Origin of the sequence: Amycolatopsis sp. WGS_07 (assembly GCF_045278895.1) — a bacterium.
Taxonomy (GTDB): domain Bacteria; phylum Actinomycetota; class Actinomycetes; order Mycobacteriales; family Pseudonocardiaceae; genus Amycolatopsis.
On the sequence record NZ_CP136053.1, the window covers coordinates 4,886,941 to 4,906,955 of the forward strand.

Consider the following 20,015-nt stretch of genomic DNA (forward strand, 5'->3'; position numbering starts at 1 on the left):
TCGACATCTCTTTACGTCGTATAGTACCCTACGTGTCCGTAGATACTTTACGACGTAAAGAGATGAGATGGCTGAAGCTGCGCTGCACGACGGAACACGGATCGAAGCACAGGTGCACGGGGACGGGCCGGTGCTGCTGCTCCCGGTCGACCCCAAGCCCGCCGAAGGGCCGGAGGCCGAGGCGGCCCGGCAGTGGGGAGCCGACCCGGAGCTGGGCCGTTCGCTGATCGCGGGATTCGCCGGGTTCCGGGTGGTGGCCTTCGACTACCAGGGGCACCGGATGGCGCATCCGGCCGATCTGGCACCGGAGGTGGTCGCGGCCGATTTCCTCGCGGTGGCGGACGCGGTGGGGGCGGAGCGGTTCTCGTATTACGGCTACTCGTGGCTGGCACTGTCCGGTCTGCAGCTGGCGTTGCGCACGGATCGGCTGGATGCCTTGGTGATGGGCGGATATCCGCCGCTGGACGGGCCGTACGCGGCGATGCTGGCGGTGACCCGGGCGACGCACGAGATGGCGCTCGCCGGGCCGACGGCCGAAACCAAACCCGAGCCGGGGGATTGGGACTCGGTAGACGTCACGTTGTCGACGGGGCAGACGAAGCAGTTCGTGACGTTGTACGAGGCGTTGCAGGACTTCGATGACCGGGCCGTCGAGTTGTCGTGTCCTCGGCTGTGTTTCGCGGGGTCGGAGGATCGGATCGAGTACGGCGAGCGGTGGGGCGGGGTGACCGTCGACATCGTTGGGCCGTTGCTGCGGGAGCGGGCCGAGCTGGAGGCGCGCGGGTGGAGCGTCGAGGTGCTCGACGGGCTGGACCACATGGGGGCGATGCAGGCCGCCGCCGTGCTGCCGGTGGTGCGGCCGTGGCTGGAGAAAGTCGTGTAGCTACTCGGCTTGCCGCAGCTCGTGCTCCAGCGCTTCTAGCTCCGCGCCACCCGCCATCTGCCGCGTCAGCTCCGGCAGTTCGATCTCCGACTTCTCATAAGACCCGAGCGCCGCGCCGCGTTTGAGCAGCAGGAATCGATCCGCCACCGGATACGCGTGGTGCGGGTTGTGCGTGATCAGGACGACGCCCAGGCCCCGGTCGCGGGCCTGGGCCACGTACTTCAGCACCACCCCGGCCTGCTTCACGCCCAACGCGGCCGTCGGCTCGTCCAGGATCAGCACCTTCGCGCCAAAGTGGACCGCACGTGCGATGGCCACGCACTGCCGTTCGCCGCCGGACAGGGTGCCGACCGGTTGTTCGACATCCCGCAGATCGATGCCCATCTCGGCGAGCGCCTTCTTGGTCAGCTCGCGGCCTTTGCGCCGGTCCAGCGCGCGGAACGGGCCGAAGCCGACGGTCGGTTCGGAACCGAGGAAGAAGTTGCGCCACACGCTCATCAGCGGAACCACCGCGAGATCCTGGTACACCGTGGCGATTCCGCGGTCCAGCGCTTCGCGGGGCGACGCGAACCGCACCGGCGTGCCTTCGACCAGGAACTCGCCTTCGTCGTGCTGATGCACGCCGGCGAGGATCTTGATCAAAGTGGACTTTCCCGCGCCGTTGTCGCCCAGCACGCAGGTGACTTCACCCGCGTTGACCACAGTGGACACTTCGCGCAACGCGACCACGGTGCCGTATCGCTTGCCGACGTTCTTCACTTCGAGGAGAGCGTTCATCGCCGGACCCTTTCCGCGCGCCGCCGCAGAGCGTTGTTGACCAGGACCGCCGCCAGGAGCATGATCCCGAGGAACAGCATGAACCAGTCGTTGTCCCAGCCGGCGAACACGATGCCCTGGCGCGCCATGCCGAAGATCAGCGCGCCGATCGCCGCGCCGACGGCCGAGCCGAATCCGCCGGTCAGCAGGCAGCCGCCGATCACCGCGGCGATGATGTACTGGAATTCCAGCCCGATGCCCTGATTCGCCTGCACGCTCGCGAACCGCAGGATGTTGATCGAGCCGACCAGCCATCCGGCCAGCGCGGTGCCCATGAACAGCAGGATTTTGGTGCGCACCACCGGAACGCCGACCGAACGGGCGCTCGCGGACGACCCGCCGACCGCGAAGATCCAGTTGCCGAACCGCGTCCGCACGAGCAGCCACGCGGCCACCGCGATCGCGCCGAGCCACCAGACGATGGAGATCTGGAACGGGGTCCCGCCGATGTCCACTGTGGAGGCGAAGACGAACCCGGCGGACGCGTAGCCGTCGGTCGAGCGCATGCCCGACACCTGCACGGTGCCGGTGACGAGCCGGGTGACGCCGAGGTTCAGCCCTTGCAGGGCCAGGAAAGTGCCCAGGGTGACGATAAAACTCGGCAGCCCGGTTTTCATCACGAGCCAGCCGTTGAACGCGCCGACCGTCAGCGCGAACGCCAGCGAGACGAGCAGAGCGAGCCACACGTTCCAGCCCGCCTGGGTGGCGAGGATCGCGGTGACCAGCGACGTCGACGCGGTCATCACGCCCGCCGACAAGTCGAACTCGCCGCCGACCATCAGCAGCGACACGGCCACCGCCATGATGCCCAGCGTCGCCGCGTCGTCCAGCCAGGTCGCGGCACCGCTGGCGCTGAAGAACTTGTCGGTCACAAAGGTGAAGAACAGGAAGACGACGACTGCGCCGAGCAGTGCGCCGATCTCCGGGCGCACCACCAGCCGGTCGGTCAGCCGCGGCTTCGCCAGCCGTTCGTCGAGGGTCGTCATCGGGTGCCCCTTTGCACGTACTGGCCGACCTTGTCCACTGTGGATTTGTCGACCAGGTCGGGTCCGGTGAGCACCGGTTTGCCGCCGCCGACGACGTTCGCGTTGTCCCGGTACAGCTTCAGGAACTGCACCGGCAGATAGCCCTGTTCGTACTGCTGCTGGTCGACCGCGAACAGCACGTCGCCCGCCTTGATCGCGGCCACGACGTCGGAGTTGAGGTCGAACGTGGCGACCTGCGCTTTCGCGCCCACCGACTTGACCGCGCTCACCGCCCGGGCGGCGACCTGCGAGTTCAGCGTGAGGACCGCGTCGATCGACGAGTCGGTCTGGACCGCGCCGCGGATGCGCGACTCGGCGTCGGTCGGGTTGGAGATGTCCACCTGCAGCGTCTGGACGGTGCCGGCGAACCCGGTCTTCGCGCCGTCGCAGCGCTGCGCCTGCCCGACGTTCCCGGCCTCGTGGATCACGCACAGCAGCTTGTGCTTGCCGAGGTCCTTGAACTTCTTCCCGGCTTCCTCGCCGGCGATCGACTCGTTCTGCCCGACGTGCGTGAGCGCGCCGTACGCCGCGCTCTTGTCCTCGCCGGAATTGATGGTGATCACTGGGATTCCGGCTCGCACAGCGGCCTCAATGGACGGACGCAGCGCTTCCGGGTTCGCCATCGACACCACGAGCCCGCCGGTCTGCTGCGCGACCGCGTTGTCGATCAGCTTCGCCTGTGCGCCCGGATCGCCGTCCGAGGTGTATTCCACTTGTACGCCAAGGTCTTTGCCCGCCTTCTCGGCACCGTTCTTGACCACGTTCCAGAACGCGTCGCCCGCGGTGCCGTGCGTGATCACCGAAACCTTCAGCGGCCCGGACGGTGCCGGAGCGGCGGCGGGCGCGGTCGTCTTCGGCTCGGCGGCCGGCCCGGTGCACGCCGCCAGCAGCCAGCCCGCGGCCAGCAGGCTCGCTACCGCGCGGCCGGTGCGCTTCCAGCGATGGGACATCGTTGTCTCTCCTCGCTTGTCAGCCGGTGATGTTCCGTAGGTACGAGAGACTGGCCGCGACGTCCTGGCCGGGCCGGTCGACCGGGCTGTCTTCGCCCAGCGCGGTGTCCTGTTCCAGCACGTACCAGCCGTCGTAGCCCGCTTCGGCGACGGAGCGGACCATGGCCGCGAGGTCCACGTCGCCCTGGCCGAGCGGCACGTAGAGGCCCTTGCCGACCGCTTCGGTGTAGGGCAGCGAGCCCGCTCGGACGGCTTCGGCCAGCTCTCCGCGGACGTCCTTGAGGTGCAGATGGCCGATCCGTTCCGGATGCCGCCGCGCGAGCGCGACCGGATCGGTGCCGCCGATCAGCAGGTGTCCGGTGTCCAGGCAGAGCTGGAGGTCGGAGTCGGCGAGGAAGCGTTCGACCTCGGCCTCGGTTTCCACATGGGTGCCAACGTGTGGATGCAACACGGTCCTCAGCCCGTGTTTCGCGGCCACGTCACGGATCTTGCCCGCCGTGCTGACCAAAGTGGACCATTCGGCGGCGGTGAGTGCGGGCCGTTCGTCGTAACCGTCGAGGCCGGTCGCCGCGGCGAGCACGAGCATTCCGCCGCCGCAGGCAGCGAAGAGCGCGGCCGATTCTTCCGCTTCGGCGACGGCCGCGTCCGGATTTTCGTGCAGCGGCACGGCAAGGAAGCCGCCGACGAGTTCGAGCCGATGGCTTTCCAGGAGCGCTTTCAGCTCGGCCGGTTCGCGCGGGAGATAGCCGGGCGGCCCCAATTCCGTTGCGGTGACGCCTAGTCCGGCCATTTCCCCGAGCACGTGCGCGGCGTCGAGCACCCGGCCCCAACCGGGCACCTCGCAGACTCCCCACGAGATCGGGGCGGCGGCGACGCGGATCTTCGCGGTCATGGATCCCTCTCCGGTCGGGGGACACGCCTTGATTAGAGCGCTCTAAGCTTGTAGCGTCCGGACCGTCGCGTCAAGCGCTTCTCCGGGGAGGTTTTCAGATGGGGAAGCCCACGATGGAGGACGTCGCCGCGCGCGCCGGTGTCTCCCGTGCGCTGGTGTCGCTGGTGATGCGCAACGCGCCGAACGTCTCGGCGCGGCGGCGCGCGGCCGTGGTGAAAGCGGCCGAGGAGCTGGGTTATTCGCCGCACGTCATGGCCCGGTCGCTGGCGAGCCGGACCTCGACGGTGCTGGGCGTGATGGTGAACGACCTGCGCAACGCGTTCTTCGCCGATGTCGTGGAAGGGCTGGACGCCGCGGCGCAGGCGGCCGGTTTCGACCTGATCCTCAACACCGGCGGCCGAATGCCTTCACGGGAAGGCGCTGCGCTGCGCAGTCTGTTGTCCTTCCGCCCGGCTGGCGTAGTGCTGTTGTCGCCGGTCGTTCCGGCCGCGGCGATTGAGGCCGCGGCGCGTCAGTGTCCGGTAGTATTGGTGTCGCGGACTTCTCGACTGTCCTCAGTGGACACGGTGAACGACGACGGCGAAGCTGGGGCGGCGTTGGCGGTCGAACACCTGGTACAGCTGGGGCATCGCCGGATCGCACACCTCGACGGCGGGGGAGCAGCCGGTGCCGCGGCCCGGCGGCGGGGCTTCCGGCAGGCAATGCGGTCGCACGGGCTGGAGCCGATCGTGGTGCGCAGCGAACACACCGACACCGCGGGCGAGAAAGCCGTGCAGGAGTTGCTTTCCTCGTATTCCCCGAGGCCGACCGCGCTGCTGGCGGGCAACGACTTCAACGCCGTCGGCGCGATCTCGGCCCTCGAAGAACACGGGTTGCGAGTGCCGGAGGACGTGTCGGTGGTCGGCTACGACAACACGTCGCTGGCCTCCCTCCGGCACATCTCACTGACCACAGTGGACCAGCCGCGCGCCGAAATGGCCCGGCTGGCCTTTGACGCGTTATTGGAACGGGTACGGGGTGAACGCACTGAACCGGTGCGGCATCTGCTTCATCCGTCCCTGGTCGTGCGGGAGACCACGGGGCCATACTCAGGGGAGACACAGCGATGAGGTTGGGACTGGCAGGGGCCGGACGGATCGGTGCCGCGCACGCGGAAACGCTCGCCGGCTTCGACGAGGTCGCGTCGGTGGTCGTCGCGGACGTCGATCCCGCACGCGCACAGGCGGTCGCGGCGAACCTGGGTGTGGAGGCGGCCGAAGGAATCGACGCCTTGTTCCAGGCTGGCCTCGACGGTCTGGTGATCGCCGCGGCCACCGACGCGCATCCCGAGCTGATCATGAAAGCGGTCGACGCGCGAGTGCCGGTGTTCTGCGAAAAGCCGGTCGCCGCGGACATCCCCGGCACGCTCGCGGTGATCGACCGGATCGCGGACTCGGACGTACCGGTGCAGATCGGCTTCCAGCGCCGGTTCGACGCGGGGTACCAAGCCGCGCGGGCAGCGGTGGCGAGCGGGGAATTGGGCTGGCTGCACAGCGTCCGAGCGACCACTTTGGACCCGGCTCCGCCGCCCGCGGCCTATATCCCGCATTCCGGCGGCCTGTTCCGGGACTGCGGGGTGCACGACTTCGACATCCTCCGCTGGGTGACCGGGCGGGAGGTTGAGGAAGTATTCGCCGTGGGGCGCAACAAGGGCGAGCAGTTCTTCGCCGATGCCGGGGACGTCGACACCGCGGCGGTGGCGATGACCCTCGACGACGGCACGCTCGCGACGGTTTCGCTGACCCGCTACAACGGCGCGGGTTACGACGTGCGGTTCGAGGCCCTCGGTTCCTTGGGGAATGCCGTGGTGGGCTTGGACGACCAGGCCCCGCTGCGGTCGGTGGAGCCGGGCGTGGGGCCGTTGCCGGGACCGGCGTATCCGGGGTTCATGGAACGCTTCCGTCCGGCTTATGCGGCTGAGCTGCGGACTTTCCTGGACGTGGCAGCTGGCCGGATACCGTCGCCTGCGGGGGCGGGGGATGCGTTGGAGGCGTTCTACATCGCGGAGGCGTGCGAGGTATCGCGACGGGAGAACCGCCCGGTGCGGGTCGCGGAGGTGCGGCGGTAAGTCAGGCTCGCGGGCGAAGAATGTTCTCCGCCAACGTATCCACCAAGTCTCGCGTTACTGCCACCCCAGTCAGTGCACTGTAGACAATCGGCCCCAGCAGAGCGTCCATTGTGGCCTCCGGACCCAGCACCGGAGCCACCTCGCCCGCTTCGGTAGCCCGCGTCAGCATCTCCAGTTCGGCGATACGGCGCGGTTCCAGGTAACGCTCGTGGAAGCTCGCCGCGGTTCCCGGGTCGTGCTGGGATTCGGCCAGCAGGGTCAGCAGGCATTTGCCCGCCGGGTCCGCGGCGAGGAAGTCCGCGAAATCGCGCAGGTACGCGCGAATGCTGTCGGCCGTCGGGAGTTCCGTGGGAACGGGCAGGCGTTTCGCGGTGTCCTCGATCAGCGTGTCCAGCAGGATTTCGACCTTGGACGGCCACCAGCGGTAGATCGTCTGCTTCGCGACCCCGGCGCGGCGGGCGATCGCTTCGACGGTCAGCGCGGCGAAGCCGTGCTCGACCAGCAGATCGTCGGCGGCGTGGAGCACGGCGACGCGGGCGGCCTCGTCGCGCCGGTTGCCGGAGCGTGCCCTGCGGGGCTGGGAATTCACGGCGGGCATGGCGGACATCTTACCGTGCTACTGTCTAGACGTGACGTCTCGTCTAGACAAAGGAGCGGCCATGGCCGGACGCCGGGCATTGGTGGTCGGAGCTTCGCGAGGGCTGGGGTTGGTGCTGGTCACCGAACTGGACCGGCGCGGGTGGGAGGTCATCGCGACCACCCGGAACGGGACGGTGCCGAAGAAAGGGATGCGGACCGAGCAGCTGGAGATGACTGACGACGCACAGATAGCCGCGCTGCACGACAGAGCGGACGGTCCGCTCGATCTGCTTTTCGTGAACGCGGCGATTAATCAGGGCAACCTGCCGATCAGCGAGGTGCCGACGGCGATGTTCACCGAAGTGATGATCACCAACGCGTTGAGCCCGTTGCGAGTCCTCGAAGGACTGCACGATCTGGTGAAGCCGGGCGGGACAGTCGCGGTGATGTCGTCCGAGCAGGGCAGCGTCTCGATGAACACCGAACCCGGATACGAGCTGTACAAGGCGAGCAAGGCCGCGCTCAACCAGCTCATGCGCAGCTACGCCACCCGGCAGGAGGGGGACGGGCGGACGAAGCTGCTCATCGACCCTGGCCACAACCGGACGCGGCTCGGCGGGCCGGACGCGCCGCTGCTGCCCGAGGAAAGCATCCCCGCGGTCGTCGACGTGCTGGAAGCGCGGGCGGGCGAACCGGGGCTGCAGTTCCTCGACCGGTTCGGCAAGCCCGTTCCCTGGTAACGACTGGGCCGAACGGGTAGCGCTCGGCGGCTTCGCATGCCAAGCTGCGGGGCGTGCCTGGATCCGGAGAATCCGAGATCGTGCTGATCCCGCTCGACGAGCCGGGGCTCGAGCGCCTTTTGGCGGCCGCGGTGGCCGACGCCGATCCGCTCGAGGTGATGCCGCCGGTGGAAGGCCCGGCCGGCTGGACCGAAGCCCGCCGCGAAGCGTTTCTCACGTTTCACCGCCGACGATCCCTCAACCCGGACACGGCTATCGAGACGACGTGGGTCGTGGAAGTCGACGGCCAGGTCTGCGGGGCGGCCCGGCTGCGGCCGGTGTCTGGGAAGTCGGCGCTGGAGGTCGAAGCCGGGGTGTGGCTCGGCCGTTCGGCGCGCGGACGCGGGATCGGCCGGAAGGTGACCGCGGTTTTGCTGGACGCGGCCCGCGACGGCGGCGCGGCGAAGTTCGTCGCGACGACCACTGTGGACAATGCGGCGGCCCGGCGGCTGCTGAGCGGAACCGGCGCGGAACTGGACGTGCACGGCGCGGAGATCGACGCGCACCTGGAACTCTGACCGCTCGCCGCCGCTCCCGCAGAGGTCCGTGAAGGACTCCTTGAGGGAATTAGATTCCCTCAAGGAGTCCTTCACGGACGTTCGCCTTGCGTGCCGGGGCGACCGGCTGGGCGGCGCGGGGCGGAGGGTCAGTCGATTTCCAGTTCCGGCGAGTACATGTCGAACCAGTGGTGCAGGTCAAGCGCCCGGTCCATGCCGGCCCGCTGCGTCGGGCTGATCGCCGCCGGGTCGGTTTCCGCCGACTGCTGCAGCCATTCCCGGCCGACCATCTGGAACATCGGATTGTCCTTCTGCGCCAAGGCTTCCTTGATCTGCTGCTGCAGCGCGACCGCGTAGCCCGGGTCCTGAGTGGACGGATACGGGCTCTTCACCCGGTCCCGCACCGACGCGGGCAGCACGTGCTTCGTCGCGTGCCGCAGCAGGCTCTTCTCCCGGCCGTCGTAGGTCTTCAGCGACCACGGCGTGTTGTAGACGTACTCGACGAGCCGGTGGTCGCAGAACGGCACGCGCACTTCGAGGCCCACCGCCATCGACATCCGGTCCTTGCGGTCGAGCAGCTGCCGCACGAAACGGGTCAGGTGCAGATTGCAGATGACCCGCATCCGGGAGTCCCGCTCGGATTCGCCGTCCAGCAAGTCCACTTCGGACACCGCGGTGCGGTACTGGTCGGCGATGTAGGACTCCAGGTCGAGCTTCTTCGCCAGCCCCGGTTCGAGCAGCGAGCCCCGGTCCTCCATCAGGCTGTTGCGGAACGCCAGCCACGGGAAGGTGTCCGCGTTGACCGCGGCCTCGTCGTGGAACCAGCGGTACCCGCCGAACACCTCGTCGGCCGATTCGCCGGACAGCGCGACCGTCGATTCGCCGCGGATCGCCTTGAACAGCAAGTACAGCGACGTGTCCATGTCGCCGAGCCCGGACGGGATGTCGCGGGCGCGCAGCACCTTGCGGCGGACCTCGGGGTCGCTTAGGTCGGCCGGGTTCAGCATCACGTCCTGGTGCGCGGAACCGACGAGCTTGGCGACGTCGCGGATGTAGGGCGAGTCCGGGGTGTCGCGCATTTCGTCCGGCTGGAAGTTCTCCTCCTGCCCGAAGAAGTCGACCGAGAACGTACGCAGCTGCTCGCCTTCCTCGGCCAGCCGGGCGGCGGCGAGGCCCGTGACGGCGCTCGAGTCGAGGCCGCCGGACAGCAGCACGCAGCGCGGCACGTCGGCGATCAGCTGCCGGTTGACGATGTCGGTCATCAGCTCGCGCACGCGCTCGACCGTCGTCTCCTGGTCGTCGGTGTGCTGCTTCGCGTCGAGCTTCCAGTAAGTGCGGGTGTTGATGCCCTCGCGGGTCACGGTGACGACGGTGGCCGGGTCGACCTCGTACATGCCCTTCCACAGCGACCAGCCCGGACGCTTCGTGAAGCCCATCAGCTCGCGCAGGCCGTCGCTGTCGACCACCTTGCGCGCCAACGGGTTCGCCAGGATTGCCTTCGGCTCGGAGCCGAACAGGACGCCGTCGCGGGTGGGGTAGTAGTAGAACGGCTTGATGCCCATCCGGTCGCGGATCATCACGAGCTTCTGGTCGCGCTCGTCCCAGATCGCGAACGCGTACATGCCGTTGAGGTGGTCCACGACCTCGGCGCCCCACTGCAGGTAGCCGTGCAGCACGACCTCGGTGTCGCTGTCGGTCTCCCAGCGGTGGCCGAGCTTCGTGAGTTCTTCACGGAGTTCGGAGAAGTTGTAGGCCTCGCCGCTGTAGACCATCGCGACCTCGCCGTTCGGCGTCTTGACGCTCATCGGCTGCCGTCCGCCCGGCAGGTCGATGATGGCGAGCCGGCGATGGCCGAGCGCGACCGAACGGCGGACCCACGTGCCCCGGTCGTCGGGTCCGCGGCAGGCCATGGTTTCGGTCATCGCGTCCGCGATCTCCTGCTGCTGCGTGAGATCGGTGTCGTAGGAAACCCAGCCCGCGATTCCGCACATGCGAGACCTCCCGGAAGGTAGTTAGTTAGCTGATACAACTATTGGTTACTCAGGTGTAACACGAACCCCCGATCCTTGTCTGCCCGAATTGCACTCTCTGTCCTTGATCCGCTACGCGTTGTGCCGCAAGTCACCCACCAACTACGGACAGTCATTCGCCTGGGGAGCCCGGAATGGCGTCCGACGTAGTGGCACGGGTCACCGGCCGTCAAGATCCCGTAAACGCCCCCAGGTCGCGGTGTCAAGGAGGCGTCAGACGCGGGTGCTTACGCTCCGCGACGACCGCACAGTGGCTCTCGACCGACGGTCACCCCGTGCCGGGTGACCCTTCCTGAGAGGTGCCTCGTGGCGGATTTGCTGTACGCCCTATTGCTCATCGGCGTTTTCGTGGTGCTCGCCGGTGTCCTTCGCGGGCTGGAGAAGCTGTGAGCGGCGCGGGCACCGTGGCCAACATCGTCGGCGGACTGCTGGCGCTTGGCCTCCTCGGCTACCTGTTCGTCGCCCTCGTGAGGCCGGAGAAATTCTGAGATGAGTGACGTCGGCGCCGGCTTTCTGCAAGCCGGCATGCTCCTGGTCGCCCTCGCGGTGGTCTACAAACCCCTCGGCGACTACCTCGCCCGCGTCTTCTCGACCGAGAAGCACCTGCGGGTCGAGAAGGCCCTGTACAAGGTCGTCCGGGTCGACCCGGACACCGAGCAGCACTGGAAGACCTACGCCTCCGGGGTGCTCGGCTTCTCGTTCGTCTCGGTGATCCTGCTGTACCTGCTGCAGCGCCTGCAGTCGATCCTGCCGTGGAACTTCGGCCGCGGCCCGGTGTCGCCCGCCGTCGCGTTCAACACCGCGGTTTCGTTCGTGACCAACACGAACTGGCAGTCCTACACGCCCGAGACGACCATGGGCCACTTCGTCCAGATGGCCGGGCTCACCGTGCAGAACTTCCTGTCCGCGGGCGTCGGGCTGGCCGTGGCGATCGCGGTGACGCGCGGGTTCATTCGCTCGCGCACCGACCGGCTCGGCAACTTCTGGGTCGACCTGACCCGCGGCACGATCCGCGTGCTGCTGCCGATGGCGTTCGTGTTCGCGATCGTCCTCGTGGCGCTCGGCGTGGTGCAGAGCCTGCGCTCCGGCGTCGCGGTGACGAACCCGGACGGCAGCAACAGCACGATCGCGCTGGCCCCGGCGGCGAGCCAGGAAGTGATCAAGGAACTCGGCACGAACGGCGGCGGCATCTTCAACGCCAACTCCGCGCACCCGTTCGAGAACCCGAACGCCTGGACCAATCTCATTGAGATCTTCCTGATCCTGGTGATCCCGGTCTGCCTCACCCGCGCCTTCGGGCAGCTGGTGGGCAACCGCAAGCAGGGCTACGTCCTGCTGTCGGTGATGGCCGGTCTGTGGGCCGCGATGCTCGCGGTGATCTGGACGTCCGAGACGCACACGAACAGCCCGGCCGCGCTGGCCGCGGGCGGGAACTTCGAGGGCAAGGAACAGCGGTTCGGGCTCAGCCTGACGTCGCTGTTCGCCGACTCCACCACCGGCACTTCCACCGGCGCGGTGAACGGCGCGCACGACAGCCTGTCCGGCCTCGGCGGCGGCGGCGCGATGCTCAACATGCTCTTCGGCGAGATTTCGCCGGGCGGCGTCGGCACCGGGCTTTACGGCATCCTCGTGATGGCCGTGATCGCGATGTTCCTGGCCGGGCTGATGGTCGGGCGCACGCCGGAGTACCTGGGCAAGAAGCTCGGCAAGCGCGAGGTCACCTGCGCGGCGATCTCGATGCTGGCGATGCCCGTCGTGGTGCTGCTCGGCTCCGGCATCGCCCTGATGATCCCGAGCACGCGGGACGCGCTCACCAACTCGGGCTCGCACGGACTGTCCGAAGTCCTTTACGGCTACACGTCCGCGGGCAACAACAACGGCAGTGCCTTCGGCGGTCTCACCGCGACCAGCGACTGGTTCCAGGCGTCGCTGTCGGTGGCCATGCTGATCGGCCGGTTCGTGCCGATCGTCGCCGTGCTCTGCCTGGCCGGTTCGCTCGCCTCGCAGAAGAAGGTCCCCGAGACCGCGGGCACGCTGCCCACCACCGGGCCGCTGTTCGGGACGCTGCTGACCGGCACCGTCGTCCTCGTCGCGGCTCTCACGTTCATCCCGGCGCTCGCGCTGGGGCCGATTGCAGAGGCATTGGCATGACCATCACCCAAGAGCGGACTCCGGAAGAGGAGACGCAGCACCACGTAGAAAACGCTGGCCGCGTCGGGGCGGGAGTGTTCAGCCCGAAGCAGCTGTGGTCGTCCATGCCGGACGCGCTGCGCAAGCTGAACCCGCGTCACCAGCTCAAGAACCCGGTGATGTTCGTGGTGTGGGCCGGTTCGGTCCTGACCACCGTGTTCGCGATCACCGACCCGAGCGTGTTCTCGATCCTCATCGCGGTGTGGCTGTGGTTCACCGTCGTGTTCGCGAACCTGGCCGAGGCGGTCGCCGAAGGGCGCGGCAAGGCGCAGGCGGAAACGCTGCGGCGGACCAAGAAGGAGACCGTCGCGCGGCGGCTCACTGAGGACGGCTCCGAGGAGCAGGTGCCCGGTGTCGACCTGCGCGTCGGCGACCGGGTGGTGGTCGAGGCGGGCCAGGTGATCCCCGGCGACGGCGACGTCGTCGAGGGCATCGCCACGGTCGACGAATCGGCCATCACCGGCGAGTCGGCCCCGGTGATCCGGGAGTCCGGCGGCGACCGGTCGGCGGTCACCGGCGGCACCACGGTGCTGAGCGACCGGATCGTGGTGCGGATCAGCACCAAGCCCGGCGAGTCCTTTGTGGACCGGATGATCGCGTTGGTGGAAGGCGCTTCCCGGCAGAAGACGCCGAACGAGATCGCGCTGACCATCCTGCTGTCGACGCTGACCATCATCTTCCTGCTCGCCGTCGTGGCGCTGCAGCCGATGGCCGCCTACTCCGGCAGCGAGCAGTCGGTGATCGTGCTGACCGCGCTGCTGGTCTGCCTGATTCCGACGACGATCGGCGCGCTGCTGAGCGCGATCGGCATCGCCGGGATGGACCGGCTCGTGCAGCGCAACGTCCTCGCCACCTCCGGCCGCGCGGTCGAGGCCGCCGGCGACGTGTCGACGCTGCTGCTGGACAAGACCGGCACGATCACCTTCGGCAACCGGCGCGCGACCGAGCTGATCCCGGTCGGTTCGTCCACTGTGGACGACCTGGCCCGCGCGGCCCGGTTGTCCAGCCTCGCCGACGGGACGCCGGAAGGCCGCAGCATCGTCGAGCTGATCGCCGAGCAGCACGGGCTGCCCGGTGCGCCGGACGAGAGCGAAAAGCTCGCCGAGTTCGTGCCGTTCACCGCACAGACCCGGATGAGCGGCGTCGACCTCGACGGGCGCGAGGTCCGCAAGGGCGCGACGTCTGCGGTGCGCCAGTGGGTGCGCGAACGCGGCGGTGACGTGCCGGACGAGACCGAACGCGTCGTGGACGAGATCAGCCAGCAGGGCGGTACTCCGCTGGTGGTCGCGGAAGCGGCGGGCGGGACTGCGTTCGTACGCGGCGTGATCCGGCTGTCGGACGTGGTGAAGCCGGGCATGAAGGAGCGCTTCGAGGAACTGCGCTCGATGGGCATCAAGACGGTGATGATCACCGGCGACAACCCGCTCACCGCGAAGGCTATCGCGCAGGACGCGGGCGTCGACGACTATCTCGCCGAGGCCAAGCCCGAGGACAAGATGGCCCTCATCCAGAAGGAGCAGGAGGGCGGGCGGCTCGTCGCGATGACCGGCGACGGCACGAACGACGCGCCCGCGCTCGCGCAGTCCGACGTCGGCGTGGCGATGAACACCGGGACCATGGCGGCGAAAGAGGCGGGCAACATGGTCGACCTCGACTCGAACCCGACGAAGCTGATCGAGATCGTCGGGATCGGCAAGCAGCTGCTGATCACCCGCGGCGCGCTCACCACGTTCAGCGTGGCGAACGACCTGGCGAAGTACTTCGCCATCCTGCCCGCGATGTTCACCGGCATCTTCGCCCAGCTCGGCGCGCTCAACATCATGCACCTGGCGACGCCGAAGTCGGCCATCCTGTCCGCGGTCATCTTCAACGCGCTGATCATCGTCGGGCTGATCCCGCTCGCCCTGCGCGGCGTGCGCTACCGGCCGTCGTCGGCGTCCGCGCTGCTGCGCCGCAACCTGCTCGTCTACGGCCTCGGCGGCATCGTGAGCCCGTTCCTCGGGATCTGGGTGATCGACCTGATCGTGCGCCACATTCCAGGGATTGGCTGACATGAACGTTTTGCTCAAGCAGACCTGGGCCGGCCTTCGCCTGCTCATCGCGATGACCGTGCTGCTCGGCGTCGTGTACCCGCTGGGCGTGTGGGCGGTGTCCCGCATCCCCGGCCTCCAAGGGCACGCCGAGGGCTCGGTGGTGACGCAGAACGGCCAGGCCGTCGGCTCGTCGCTGATCGGGATCGACCCGGTGCCCGCCGACCCGGCGCACGACCCGTGGTTCCACAACCGGCCCTCCGCCGGCTCGAAGGACGTGCTCGGGCCGGGCGACCCGTCGACCTCGGGGCCCTCCAACAAGGGCCCGTACAACGAGGATCTGACCAAGGCCATCGCGCAGCGGCGGGAACTGATCGCCAAGCGCGAGGGCGTCAACCCGGCGGAGGTGCCGGCGGACGCGGTGACCGCCTCGGGTTCGGGCCTCGACCCGGCGATCAGCGTCGCGTACGCGGATCTGCAGGTGCTTCGCGTGGCGCGCAACACCGGGCTGAGCGAGGAGAAGGTGCGGCAGCTGGTCGCGGACAACACCACTGGCAACGGAATCGGCGTGCCGGGCGTGAATGTGCTCCAGCTCAACCTTGCCGTGCATTCGGCCGCGCCTGGCGCACACTGAACACTGTGAGCGCACCTGACACACCACCGAAGCCGCGCCGAGGCGAACTCCGCATCTACCTCGGCGCGGCTCCGGGCGTCGGCAAGACCTTCGCCATGCTCGGCGAAGCCCGCCGCCGCCTCGACCGCGGCACCGACGTGGTCGTCGGCCTCGTCGAGACGCACGGCCGCAAGAAGACCGCCGACCTGCTCGACGGGCTGGAGATCGTGCCCCGGCGCACGGTCCGCCACCGCGGGCACGAGTTCGCCGAAATGGACCTCGACGCGGTGCTCGCCCGCGCGCCCGAGGTCGTCGTCGTGGACGAGCTGGCGCACACGAACGTGCCCGGCGGACGGCACGAGAAACGCTGGCAGGACATCGAGGAAATGCTCGAGGCGGGCATCGACGTGCTGTCCACGGTCAACGTGCAGCACCTGCAGAGCCTCAACGACGTCGTCGAGCGCATCACCGGCGTCACCCAGCAGGAAACCGTGCCGGACGAGGTCGTGCGCCGCGCGGAGCAGCTGGAGCTGGTGGACATCACGCCGGAGGCGTTGCGGCGGCGGCTTGCGCACGGCAACGTCTATCCGGCCGAACGCATCGATGCCGCTTTGGGCAACTACTTCCGGCCCGGCAACCTCACCGCGTTGCGCGAGCTGGCGCTGTTGTGGGTGGCCGACCAGGTCGATGTCGCACTGCAGCGGTACCGCGCCGAGCAGAAGATCACCGACACGTGGGAGACGCGCGAACGGGTGGTCGTGTCGATCACCGGCGGGCCGGAAAGCGAGACGCTGATCCGGCGGGCCAGCCGGATCGCGAACCGGGCGGGCGCGGAACTGCAGGTCGTGCACATCCTCCGCGGCGACGGGCTGGCCGGGATCGGGCCGACCGCGATGTCCCGCTGCCGCACGCTGGCCGAGGAAGTCGGCGCGACCTTCCACACGGTGGTCGGCGACGACGTGCCCACCGCGTTGCTCGATTTCGCGCGCGGGGTCAACGCGACCCAGCTCGTGGTCGGCACTTCGCGGCGCTCCCGGGTCGCCCGGCTCTTCGACGAGGGCATCGGAGCGACGGTGGTGCAGCAATCCGGGCCGATCGACGTGCACATGGTCACCCACTCCTACGCCGGCGGACGGCTGCGGGCGCGGCTAGGGACGAGTCCGCTGGCGCCGTCGCGGCTCGTGATGGGATGGGTGCTGAGCATTCTGCTGCCAGTCGCCGCGACTGGTCTCGGTGTGCTTTTGCGCGATGCGGTGGAGTTTTCCACCGATGTGATTCTCTACGTGCTGGCTACCGTTGTCGTAGCGCTAGTCGGCGGGCTCGGTCCGGCTTTGGTGGCCGCGATTTTCGGTGCCGGGCTGTTGAATTTCTTCTTCACGCCGCCGCTGTACACGTTGAATGTGCACAGTCCGCAGAACGTCGTCACGCTCATCGTGATGATCGTGGTGGCGGTGATGGTGGCGCTGGTCGTCGCTTCCGCCGCCCGCCGGGGTGCCGCGGCGGCGCGGGCGCGGACGGAAGCGTCGTTGCTGGCGTCGTATGCACGGACCGTGCTGACTAATCCCAATCCGATCGAGCGGTTGCTGGAAAAGGTGCGGGAGAATTTCGGCCTCACTTCCGTGACGCTGCTGGAAAAGCGCAGCGGAAAATGGGAAAAGGTCGCGCTGTCCGGCGGCGAACCGTGCGCCGATCCGGACGAGGCCGATGTGGACATCGCGGTGACGGCCGATGTGCACCTGACGTTGCGCGGTCGCGCCCTGCCCGCAGCGGACCGTCGAGTGCTGGAAGCTGTTGCGGGACAAGCGTTGCTCGCCCTGCGGCAACAGCGGATGGCAGCGGCCGCGGCAGCCGCCGAACGCAAGGCCGAGGCGACCGAACTGCGCACGACGCTCCTGTCCGCGGTCGGACACGACCTCCGGACGCCGCTCACGTCCATCAAGGCCGCGATCGGCAGCCTGCGCGCGCCGGATCTGTCACTGTCCGATGAGGACACCGAGGAATTGATGGAGGCCGTCGAACTTTCGGCGGACCGGCTCGCCGGGCTGATCGACAACCTGCTCGACTCCTCGCGCCTGGCGACCGGTGCGGTCACCCCGCATCTGCGTCCGGTCGGCTATGACGAAGTGGTCGCGCACGCGCTGTCCAATGTGGACAACTCGCAGGGGGTGCAGGTTTCGGTGGACGCGCGGTTGCCGTCCGTGCAAGCGGATCCCGGTCTGCTGGAACGGGTGATCGCGAACGTGCTCGACAACGCGCTGCGACACGGCGGCGGCGACGTTTCGGCACGGGCGAGCGCGCATTCGGAGTTCGTGGAACTGCGCATCGTCGACCACGGCAAGGGCCTGCGGAAGGGCGCCGCGGAGTCCGCGTTCGCGCCGTTCCAGCGGCTGGGCGGAGACCGGGACTCGACCCCCGGCGTCGGGCTCGGCTTGTCCGTCGCGAAGGGGTTCACCGAGGCGATGGGCGGTACGGTTCGCGCCGAGGACACTCCCGGCGGAGGATTGACAGTGGTGATCTCGCTGCCGGCGTGCACCGGCCGGGAACTGGTAGAGGCTGAGGAGGGCGTGGCGCGATGACTGCCGACCCAACGGCGACGGTGCTGGTCGTCGACGACGAACCGCAGATCGTGCGGGCGCTGCGGATCAACCTCAACGCACGCGGGTACAAGGTGATCACCGCCCACGACGGCACCGCGGCGCTGAAAGCGGTCGCCGAAACGAAACCCGACGTGGTGGTGCTCGACCTCGGCCTGCCCGACCTGGACGGCACCGAGGTGATCGCGGGCCTGCGCGGCTGGACGACGGTGCCGATCATCGTCCTGTCCGCCCGCGGCGATTCGGCCGACAAGGTCCAGGCCCTCGACGCGGGCGCGGACGACTACGTGACGAAACCGTTCGGCATGGACGAACTCCTCGCCCGCCTGCGAGCCGCGGTCCGCCGTTCGTCGGTCGGAGGCACGGACGGCGCGGAAGCCGTGGTGGACACCGGCTCGTTCACGATCGACCTGGCGGCGAAGAAGGTGCTGCGCGAGGGCCGCGAGGTGCATCTGACGAAGACGGAATGGGGAGTGCTGGAACTGCTGGTCCGCAACCGGGGCCGGCTGGTGGCGCAGAAACAGCTGCTGCACGAGGTGTGGGGTCCGTCGTACGAGACGGAATCCCATTACCTGCGGGTGTATCTGGCGCAGTTGCGGCGGAAGCTGGAACCGGAACCTTCTCGGCCGCGGCATCTGCTGACCGAGCCGGGGATGGGGTATCGGTTCGAGGTCTGACACGAAGAAAGGCCCCTGCGGGAGAGTTTCCGCAGGGGCCTTTCTTCGTGGTCAGCGGCTGCTGGGCCCGGTCGAGCCGGAGTCCGAAGTGGACTCGCTCGGCGAGGACGGGGACGACGGCTGCCCGCCGGTCGAGCTGCTGCCGGTCGGCTTCGTCGGGGTGGTGTCCGTGGACGACGGCGGAGTCTGCGACGAGGTGTCCGGCGGAGTGGTCACCGGGGTCGACGGCGGCGTGACGGTCTTCGAAGTCGACGTGTCGCTGCGCGGCGGAGTAGTCGAATCGCCGGGGTTGCCGCCGGGAGGCGGGACCTGGCCGACCGGCTGGCCCGCGTTCGGCGGGGGCGTGACGACGCTCGTGGTCGGCTTTCCGTCCGCGCCGACGGCGACCACGGTGGTCGGCGTCGCCGGGGCGGTCTGGCCGGGCGTGGGCGAGCCGGGGACGGTCATCGGGCCGCCGGGGACGGCGTTGCCCGGCACGACGACCTGCGAGCTGTTCTGCAGGCCGCCCTGGCCGCCGCCGGCGCCGTTGGTCGCGGTGTCGGTGCCCGAGCCGGGGCCGGCCAGTTCGGCGACCGCGGCGAAGGCCGTGGCCACCACGAGGCCGCTGACGCCCAGGATCGCGTAGCCGGAGCGGCTGAGCTTCCCGCTCGCACCCCGCGGCGGAGCGGTCGGGGCGGCGCTCACCGCGACGGCGTTCTCGGACTGCGCTGAGCTTGGTTCAGGCCCGTCGGGACGGGACATGCGGGCTCCTTAGAAGGGTCAACGCTCAGGTCGAGGGCGGCACGGGGGAGCGGGCTCCGGGCCCGGATGCCAGGCGGGAGGTTATCACCGGTCAGGACCCGTTCGCGCGACCGAGGGACAGGACCGTCACGGTCCGCAGCCGGGCGGGTGCGGCAGGATGGGGCGGGTGAACGAGCAGGAAACGCCCGTCCGGCTGGCCGCCTGGGTGCACGGGCAGGTGCAGGGAGTCGGTTTTCGCTGGTGGACCCGCAGCCGGGCGCTGGAACTCGGGCTGACCGGATTCGCCAGGAATCTTCCGGACGGCCGTGTCGAGGTGGTCGCGGAGGGTAGCCGAAGCCACTGTGGGCAATTGCTGGCCGCGCTGCGCTCCGGAACCTCACCCGGACGAGTGGATCAGGTGGTTGAACGCTGGACTGCCGCCAAAGGCGGGCTGGAGGGATTCGCCGAACGCTGAGGGCCGCGTGGGGCGGCTGCGGCTGATGGGGTGCCTGGGGTTGCCGGGGCGCTCGAACCTGTGCTAGGCGCGCCCGGGCGGCACGGCCTCCCACGGCGCCCGGGAACCGCCGAGTAGCCTGTCCGGACCGGGGGAACCGGTAGCCAACCTGTACCCGT

At 68.8% G+C, this 20,015-nt stretch carries 19 protein-coding genes; 12 read left to right on the plus strand and 7 right to left on the minus strand.

The genetic code is table 11. The features are described from left to right. Positions 1-67: 67 nt before the first annotated feature. Positions 68-883, plus strand: a complete 816-nt coding sequence (locus RPX00_RS23110) for an alpha/beta fold hydrolase (protein WP_406642359.1) — start codon at positions 68-70, stop codon at positions 881-883. Here the strand turns inward: RPX00_RS23110 and RPX00_RS23115 are convergent, their stop codons facing one another. The 4 genes from RPX00_RS23115 to RPX00_RS23130 are packed head-to-tail and all read right to left on the minus strand — an operon-like array spanning position 884 to position 4,566. Continuing rightward, positions 884-1,660 (minus strand): ATP-binding cassette domain-containing protein, encoded by a 777-nt coding sequence (locus RPX00_RS23115; protein ID WP_406642361.1) that lies wholly within the window; start codon positions 1,658-1,660, stop codon positions 884-886. Further along, positions 1,657-2,685, minus strand: a complete 1,029-nt coding sequence (locus tag RPX00_RS23120) for an ABC transporter permease (protein WP_406642362.1) — start codon at positions 2,683-2,685, stop codon at positions 1,657-1,659. Before RPX00_RS23120 ends, RPX00_RS23115 begins: the two co-directional genes overlap by 4 nt. Then, positions 2,682-3,674, minus strand: a complete 993-nt coding sequence (locus tag RPX00_RS23125) for a sugar ABC transporter substrate-binding protein (RefSeq protein WP_406642364.1) — start codon at positions 3,672-3,674, stop codon at positions 2,682-2,684. The genes RPX00_RS23120 and RPX00_RS23125 overlap by 4 nt, the downstream gene beginning before the upstream one ends. Before the next feature lie 19 nt (positions 3,675-3,693). Beyond that, positions 3,694-4,566, minus strand: a complete 873-nt coding sequence (locus RPX00_RS23130; protein WP_406642366.1) for a sugar phosphate isomerase/epimerase family protein — start codon at positions 4,564-4,566, stop codon at positions 3,694-3,696. A gap of 98 nt (positions 4,567-4,664) precedes the next feature. Here RPX00_RS23130 and RPX00_RS23135 point away from each other — a divergent pair, with 98 nt between their 5' ends. Together RPX00_RS23135 and RPX00_RS23140 are read left to right on the plus strand one after the other, a co-directional pair. Continuing rightward, positions 4,665-5,675, plus strand: a complete 1,011-nt coding sequence (locus tag RPX00_RS23135; RefSeq protein WP_406642367.1) for a LacI family DNA-binding transcriptional regulator — start codon at positions 4,665-4,667, stop codon at positions 5,673-5,675. Continuing rightward, positions 5,672-6,673, plus strand: a complete 1,002-nt coding sequence (locus RPX00_RS23140; protein WP_406642369.1) for a Gfo/Idh/MocA family oxidoreductase — start codon at positions 5,672-5,674, stop codon at positions 6,671-6,673. Before RPX00_RS23135 ends, RPX00_RS23140 begins: the two co-directional genes overlap by 4 nt. A gap of 1 nt (position 6,674) precedes the next feature. Here RPX00_RS23140 and RPX00_RS23145 read toward each other — a convergent pair whose 3' ends face one another. Next, positions 6,675-7,271: a TetR/AcrR family transcriptional regulator gene (locus RPX00_RS23145; RefSeq protein WP_406642371.1), complete on the minus strand. Its 597-nt coding sequence runs from the start codon at positions 7,269-7,271 to the stop codon at positions 6,675-6,677. A gap of 61 nt (positions 7,272-7,332) precedes the next feature. Here RPX00_RS23145 and RPX00_RS23150 point away from each other — a divergent pair, with 61 nt between their 5' ends. Together RPX00_RS23150 and RPX00_RS23155 are read left to right on the plus strand one after the other, a co-directional pair. Further along, positions 7,333-7,992 (plus strand): SDR family NAD(P)-dependent oxidoreductase, encoded by a 660-nt coding sequence (locus RPX00_RS23150; protein ID WP_406642373.1) that lies wholly within the window; start codon positions 7,333-7,335, stop codon positions 7,990-7,992. Between the two features lie 53 nt (positions 7,993-8,045). Next, complete coding sequence (locus RPX00_RS23155; protein ID WP_406642374.1) at positions 8,046-8,549, plus strand: N-acetyltransferase family protein; 504 nt, start codon at positions 8,046-8,048, stop codon at positions 8,547-8,549. Positions 8,550-8,677: 128 nt separating this feature from the next. Here RPX00_RS23155 and asnB read toward each other — a convergent pair whose 3' ends face one another. Continuing rightward, positions 8,678-10,519 carry an asparagine synthase (glutamine-hydrolyzing) gene (gene asnB / locus RPX00_RS23160; RefSeq protein WP_406642376.1) on the minus strand — a complete coding sequence of 614 codons (1,842 nt, stop codon included), beginning with the start codon at positions 10,517-10,519 and terminating at the stop codon, positions 8,678-8,680. 425 nt (positions 10,520-10,944) lie between these two features. Between asnB and kdpF the strand changes: the two genes are divergently transcribed. From kdpF to RPX00_RS23190, 6 genes are read left to right on the plus strand one after another with little or no spacing between them, the layout of a single operon-like run. Beyond that, a complete protein-coding gene (kdpF, locus tag RPX00_RS23165) occupies positions 10,945-11,046 on the plus strand; it encodes a K(+)-transporting ATPase subunit F (protein WP_037358287.1) in 102 nt (33 codons plus the stop codon). 1 nt (position 11,047) lies between these two features. Beyond that, positions 11,048-12,709 carry a potassium-transporting ATPase subunit KdpA gene (gene kdpA, locus RPX00_RS23170; RefSeq protein WP_406642379.1) on the plus strand — a complete coding sequence of 554 codons (1,662 nt, stop codon included), beginning with the start codon at positions 11,048-11,050 and terminating at the stop codon, positions 12,707-12,709. After that, entirely contained in the window at positions 12,706-14,799 is a 2,094-nt protein-coding gene (gene kdpB, locus RPX00_RS23175; protein WP_406642381.1) for a potassium-transporting ATPase subunit KdpB, read from the plus strand. The genes kdpA and kdpB overlap by 4 nt, the downstream gene beginning before the upstream one ends. A gap of 1 nt (position 14,800) precedes the next feature. After that, positions 14,801-15,412 (plus strand): potassium-transporting ATPase subunit C, encoded by a 612-nt coding sequence (locus RPX00_RS23180; protein WP_406642382.1) that lies wholly within the window; start codon positions 14,801-14,803, stop codon positions 15,410-15,412. Between the two features lie 5 nt (positions 15,413-15,417). Beyond that, a complete protein-coding gene (locus RPX00_RS23185; protein ID WP_406642384.1) occupies positions 15,418-17,967 on the plus strand; it encodes a DUF4118 domain-containing protein in 2,550 nt (849 codons plus the stop codon). Then, positions 17,964-18,662: a response regulator gene (locus RPX00_RS23190; RefSeq protein WP_406642386.1), complete on the plus strand. Its 699-nt coding sequence runs from the start codon at positions 17,964-17,966 to the stop codon at positions 18,660-18,662. The genes RPX00_RS23185 and RPX00_RS23190 overlap by 4 nt, the downstream gene beginning before the upstream one ends. Positions 18,663-18,713: 51 nt before the next feature. Here RPX00_RS23190 and RPX00_RS23195 read toward each other — a convergent pair whose 3' ends face one another. Next, positions 18,714-19,403 (minus strand): hypothetical protein, encoded by a 690-nt coding sequence (locus RPX00_RS23195; RefSeq protein WP_406642388.1) that lies wholly within the window; start codon positions 19,401-19,403, stop codon positions 18,714-18,716. A 157-nt stretch (positions 19,404-19,560) separates the two neighbouring features. On the opposite strand from RPX00_RS23195, the gene RPX00_RS23200 reads away from it, so the two are divergent. Then, a complete protein-coding gene (locus RPX00_RS23200) occupies positions 19,561-19,857 on the plus strand; it encodes an acylphosphatase (protein WP_406642390.1) in 297 nt (98 codons plus the stop codon). The last annotated feature ends 158 nt before the right edge of the window (positions 19,858-20,015 follow it).

Excerpts from the sequence above, each read along its gene's own strand:
- RPX00_RS23110 (WP_406642359.1), top strand. The coding sequence starts at position 68 with ATGGCTGAAGCTGCGCTGCACGACGGAACACGGATCGAAGCACAGGTG.
- RPX00_RS23115 (WP_406642361.1), bottom strand. The coding sequence starts at position 1,660 with ATGAACGCTCTCCTCGAAGTGAAGAACGTCGGCAAGCGATACGGCACC.
- RPX00_RS23120 (WP_406642362.1), bottom strand. The coding sequence starts at position 2,685 with ATGACGACCCTCGACGAACGGCTGGCGAAGCCGCGGCTGACCGACCGG.
- RPX00_RS23125 (WP_406642364.1), bottom strand. The coding sequence starts at position 3,674 with ATGTCCCATCGCTGGAAGCGCACCGGCCGCGCGGTAGCGAGCCTGCTG.
- RPX00_RS23130 (WP_406642366.1), bottom strand. The coding sequence starts at position 4,566 with ATGACCGCGAAGATCCGCGTCGCCGCCGCCCCGATCTCGTGGGGAGTC.
- RPX00_RS23135 (WP_406642367.1), top strand. The coding sequence starts at position 4,665 with ATGGGGAAGCCCACGATGGAGGACGTCGCCGCGCGCGCCGGTGTCTCC.
- RPX00_RS23140 (WP_406642369.1), top strand. The coding sequence starts at position 5,672 with ATGAGGTTGGGACTGGCAGGGGCCGGACGGATCGGTGCCGCGCACGCG.
- RPX00_RS23145 (WP_406642371.1), bottom strand. The coding sequence starts at position 7,271 with ATGCCCGCCGTGAATTCCCAGCCCCGCAGGGCACGCTCCGGCAACCGG.
- RPX00_RS23150 (WP_406642373.1), top strand. The coding sequence starts at position 7,333 with ATGGCCGGACGCCGGGCATTGGTGGTCGGAGCTTCGCGAGGGCTGGGG.
- asnB (WP_406642376.1), bottom strand. The coding sequence starts at position 10,519 with ATGTGCGGAATCGCGGGCTGGGTTTCCTACGACACCGATCTCACGCAG.
- kdpA (WP_406642379.1), top strand. The coding sequence starts at position 11,048 with ATGAGTGACGTCGGCGCCGGCTTTCTGCAAGCCGGCATGCTCCTGGTC.
- kdpB (WP_406642381.1), top strand. The coding sequence starts at position 12,706 with ATGACCATCACCCAAGAGCGGACTCCGGAAGAGGAGACGCAGCACCAC.
- RPX00_RS23180 (WP_406642382.1), top strand. The coding sequence starts at position 14,801 with ATGAACGTTTTGCTCAAGCAGACCTGGGCCGGCCTTCGCCTGCTCATC.
- RPX00_RS23190 (WP_406642386.1), top strand. The coding sequence starts at position 17,964 with ATGACTGCCGACCCAACGGCGACGGTGCTGGTCGTCGACGACGAACCG.
- RPX00_RS23195 (WP_406642388.1), bottom strand. The coding sequence starts at position 19,403 with ATGTCCCGTCCCGACGGGCCTGAACCAAGCTCAGCGCAGTCCGAGAAC.
- RPX00_RS23200 (WP_406642390.1), top strand. The coding sequence starts at position 19,561 with ATGGGGCGGGTGAACGAGCAGGAAACGCCCGTCCGGCTGGCCGCCTGG.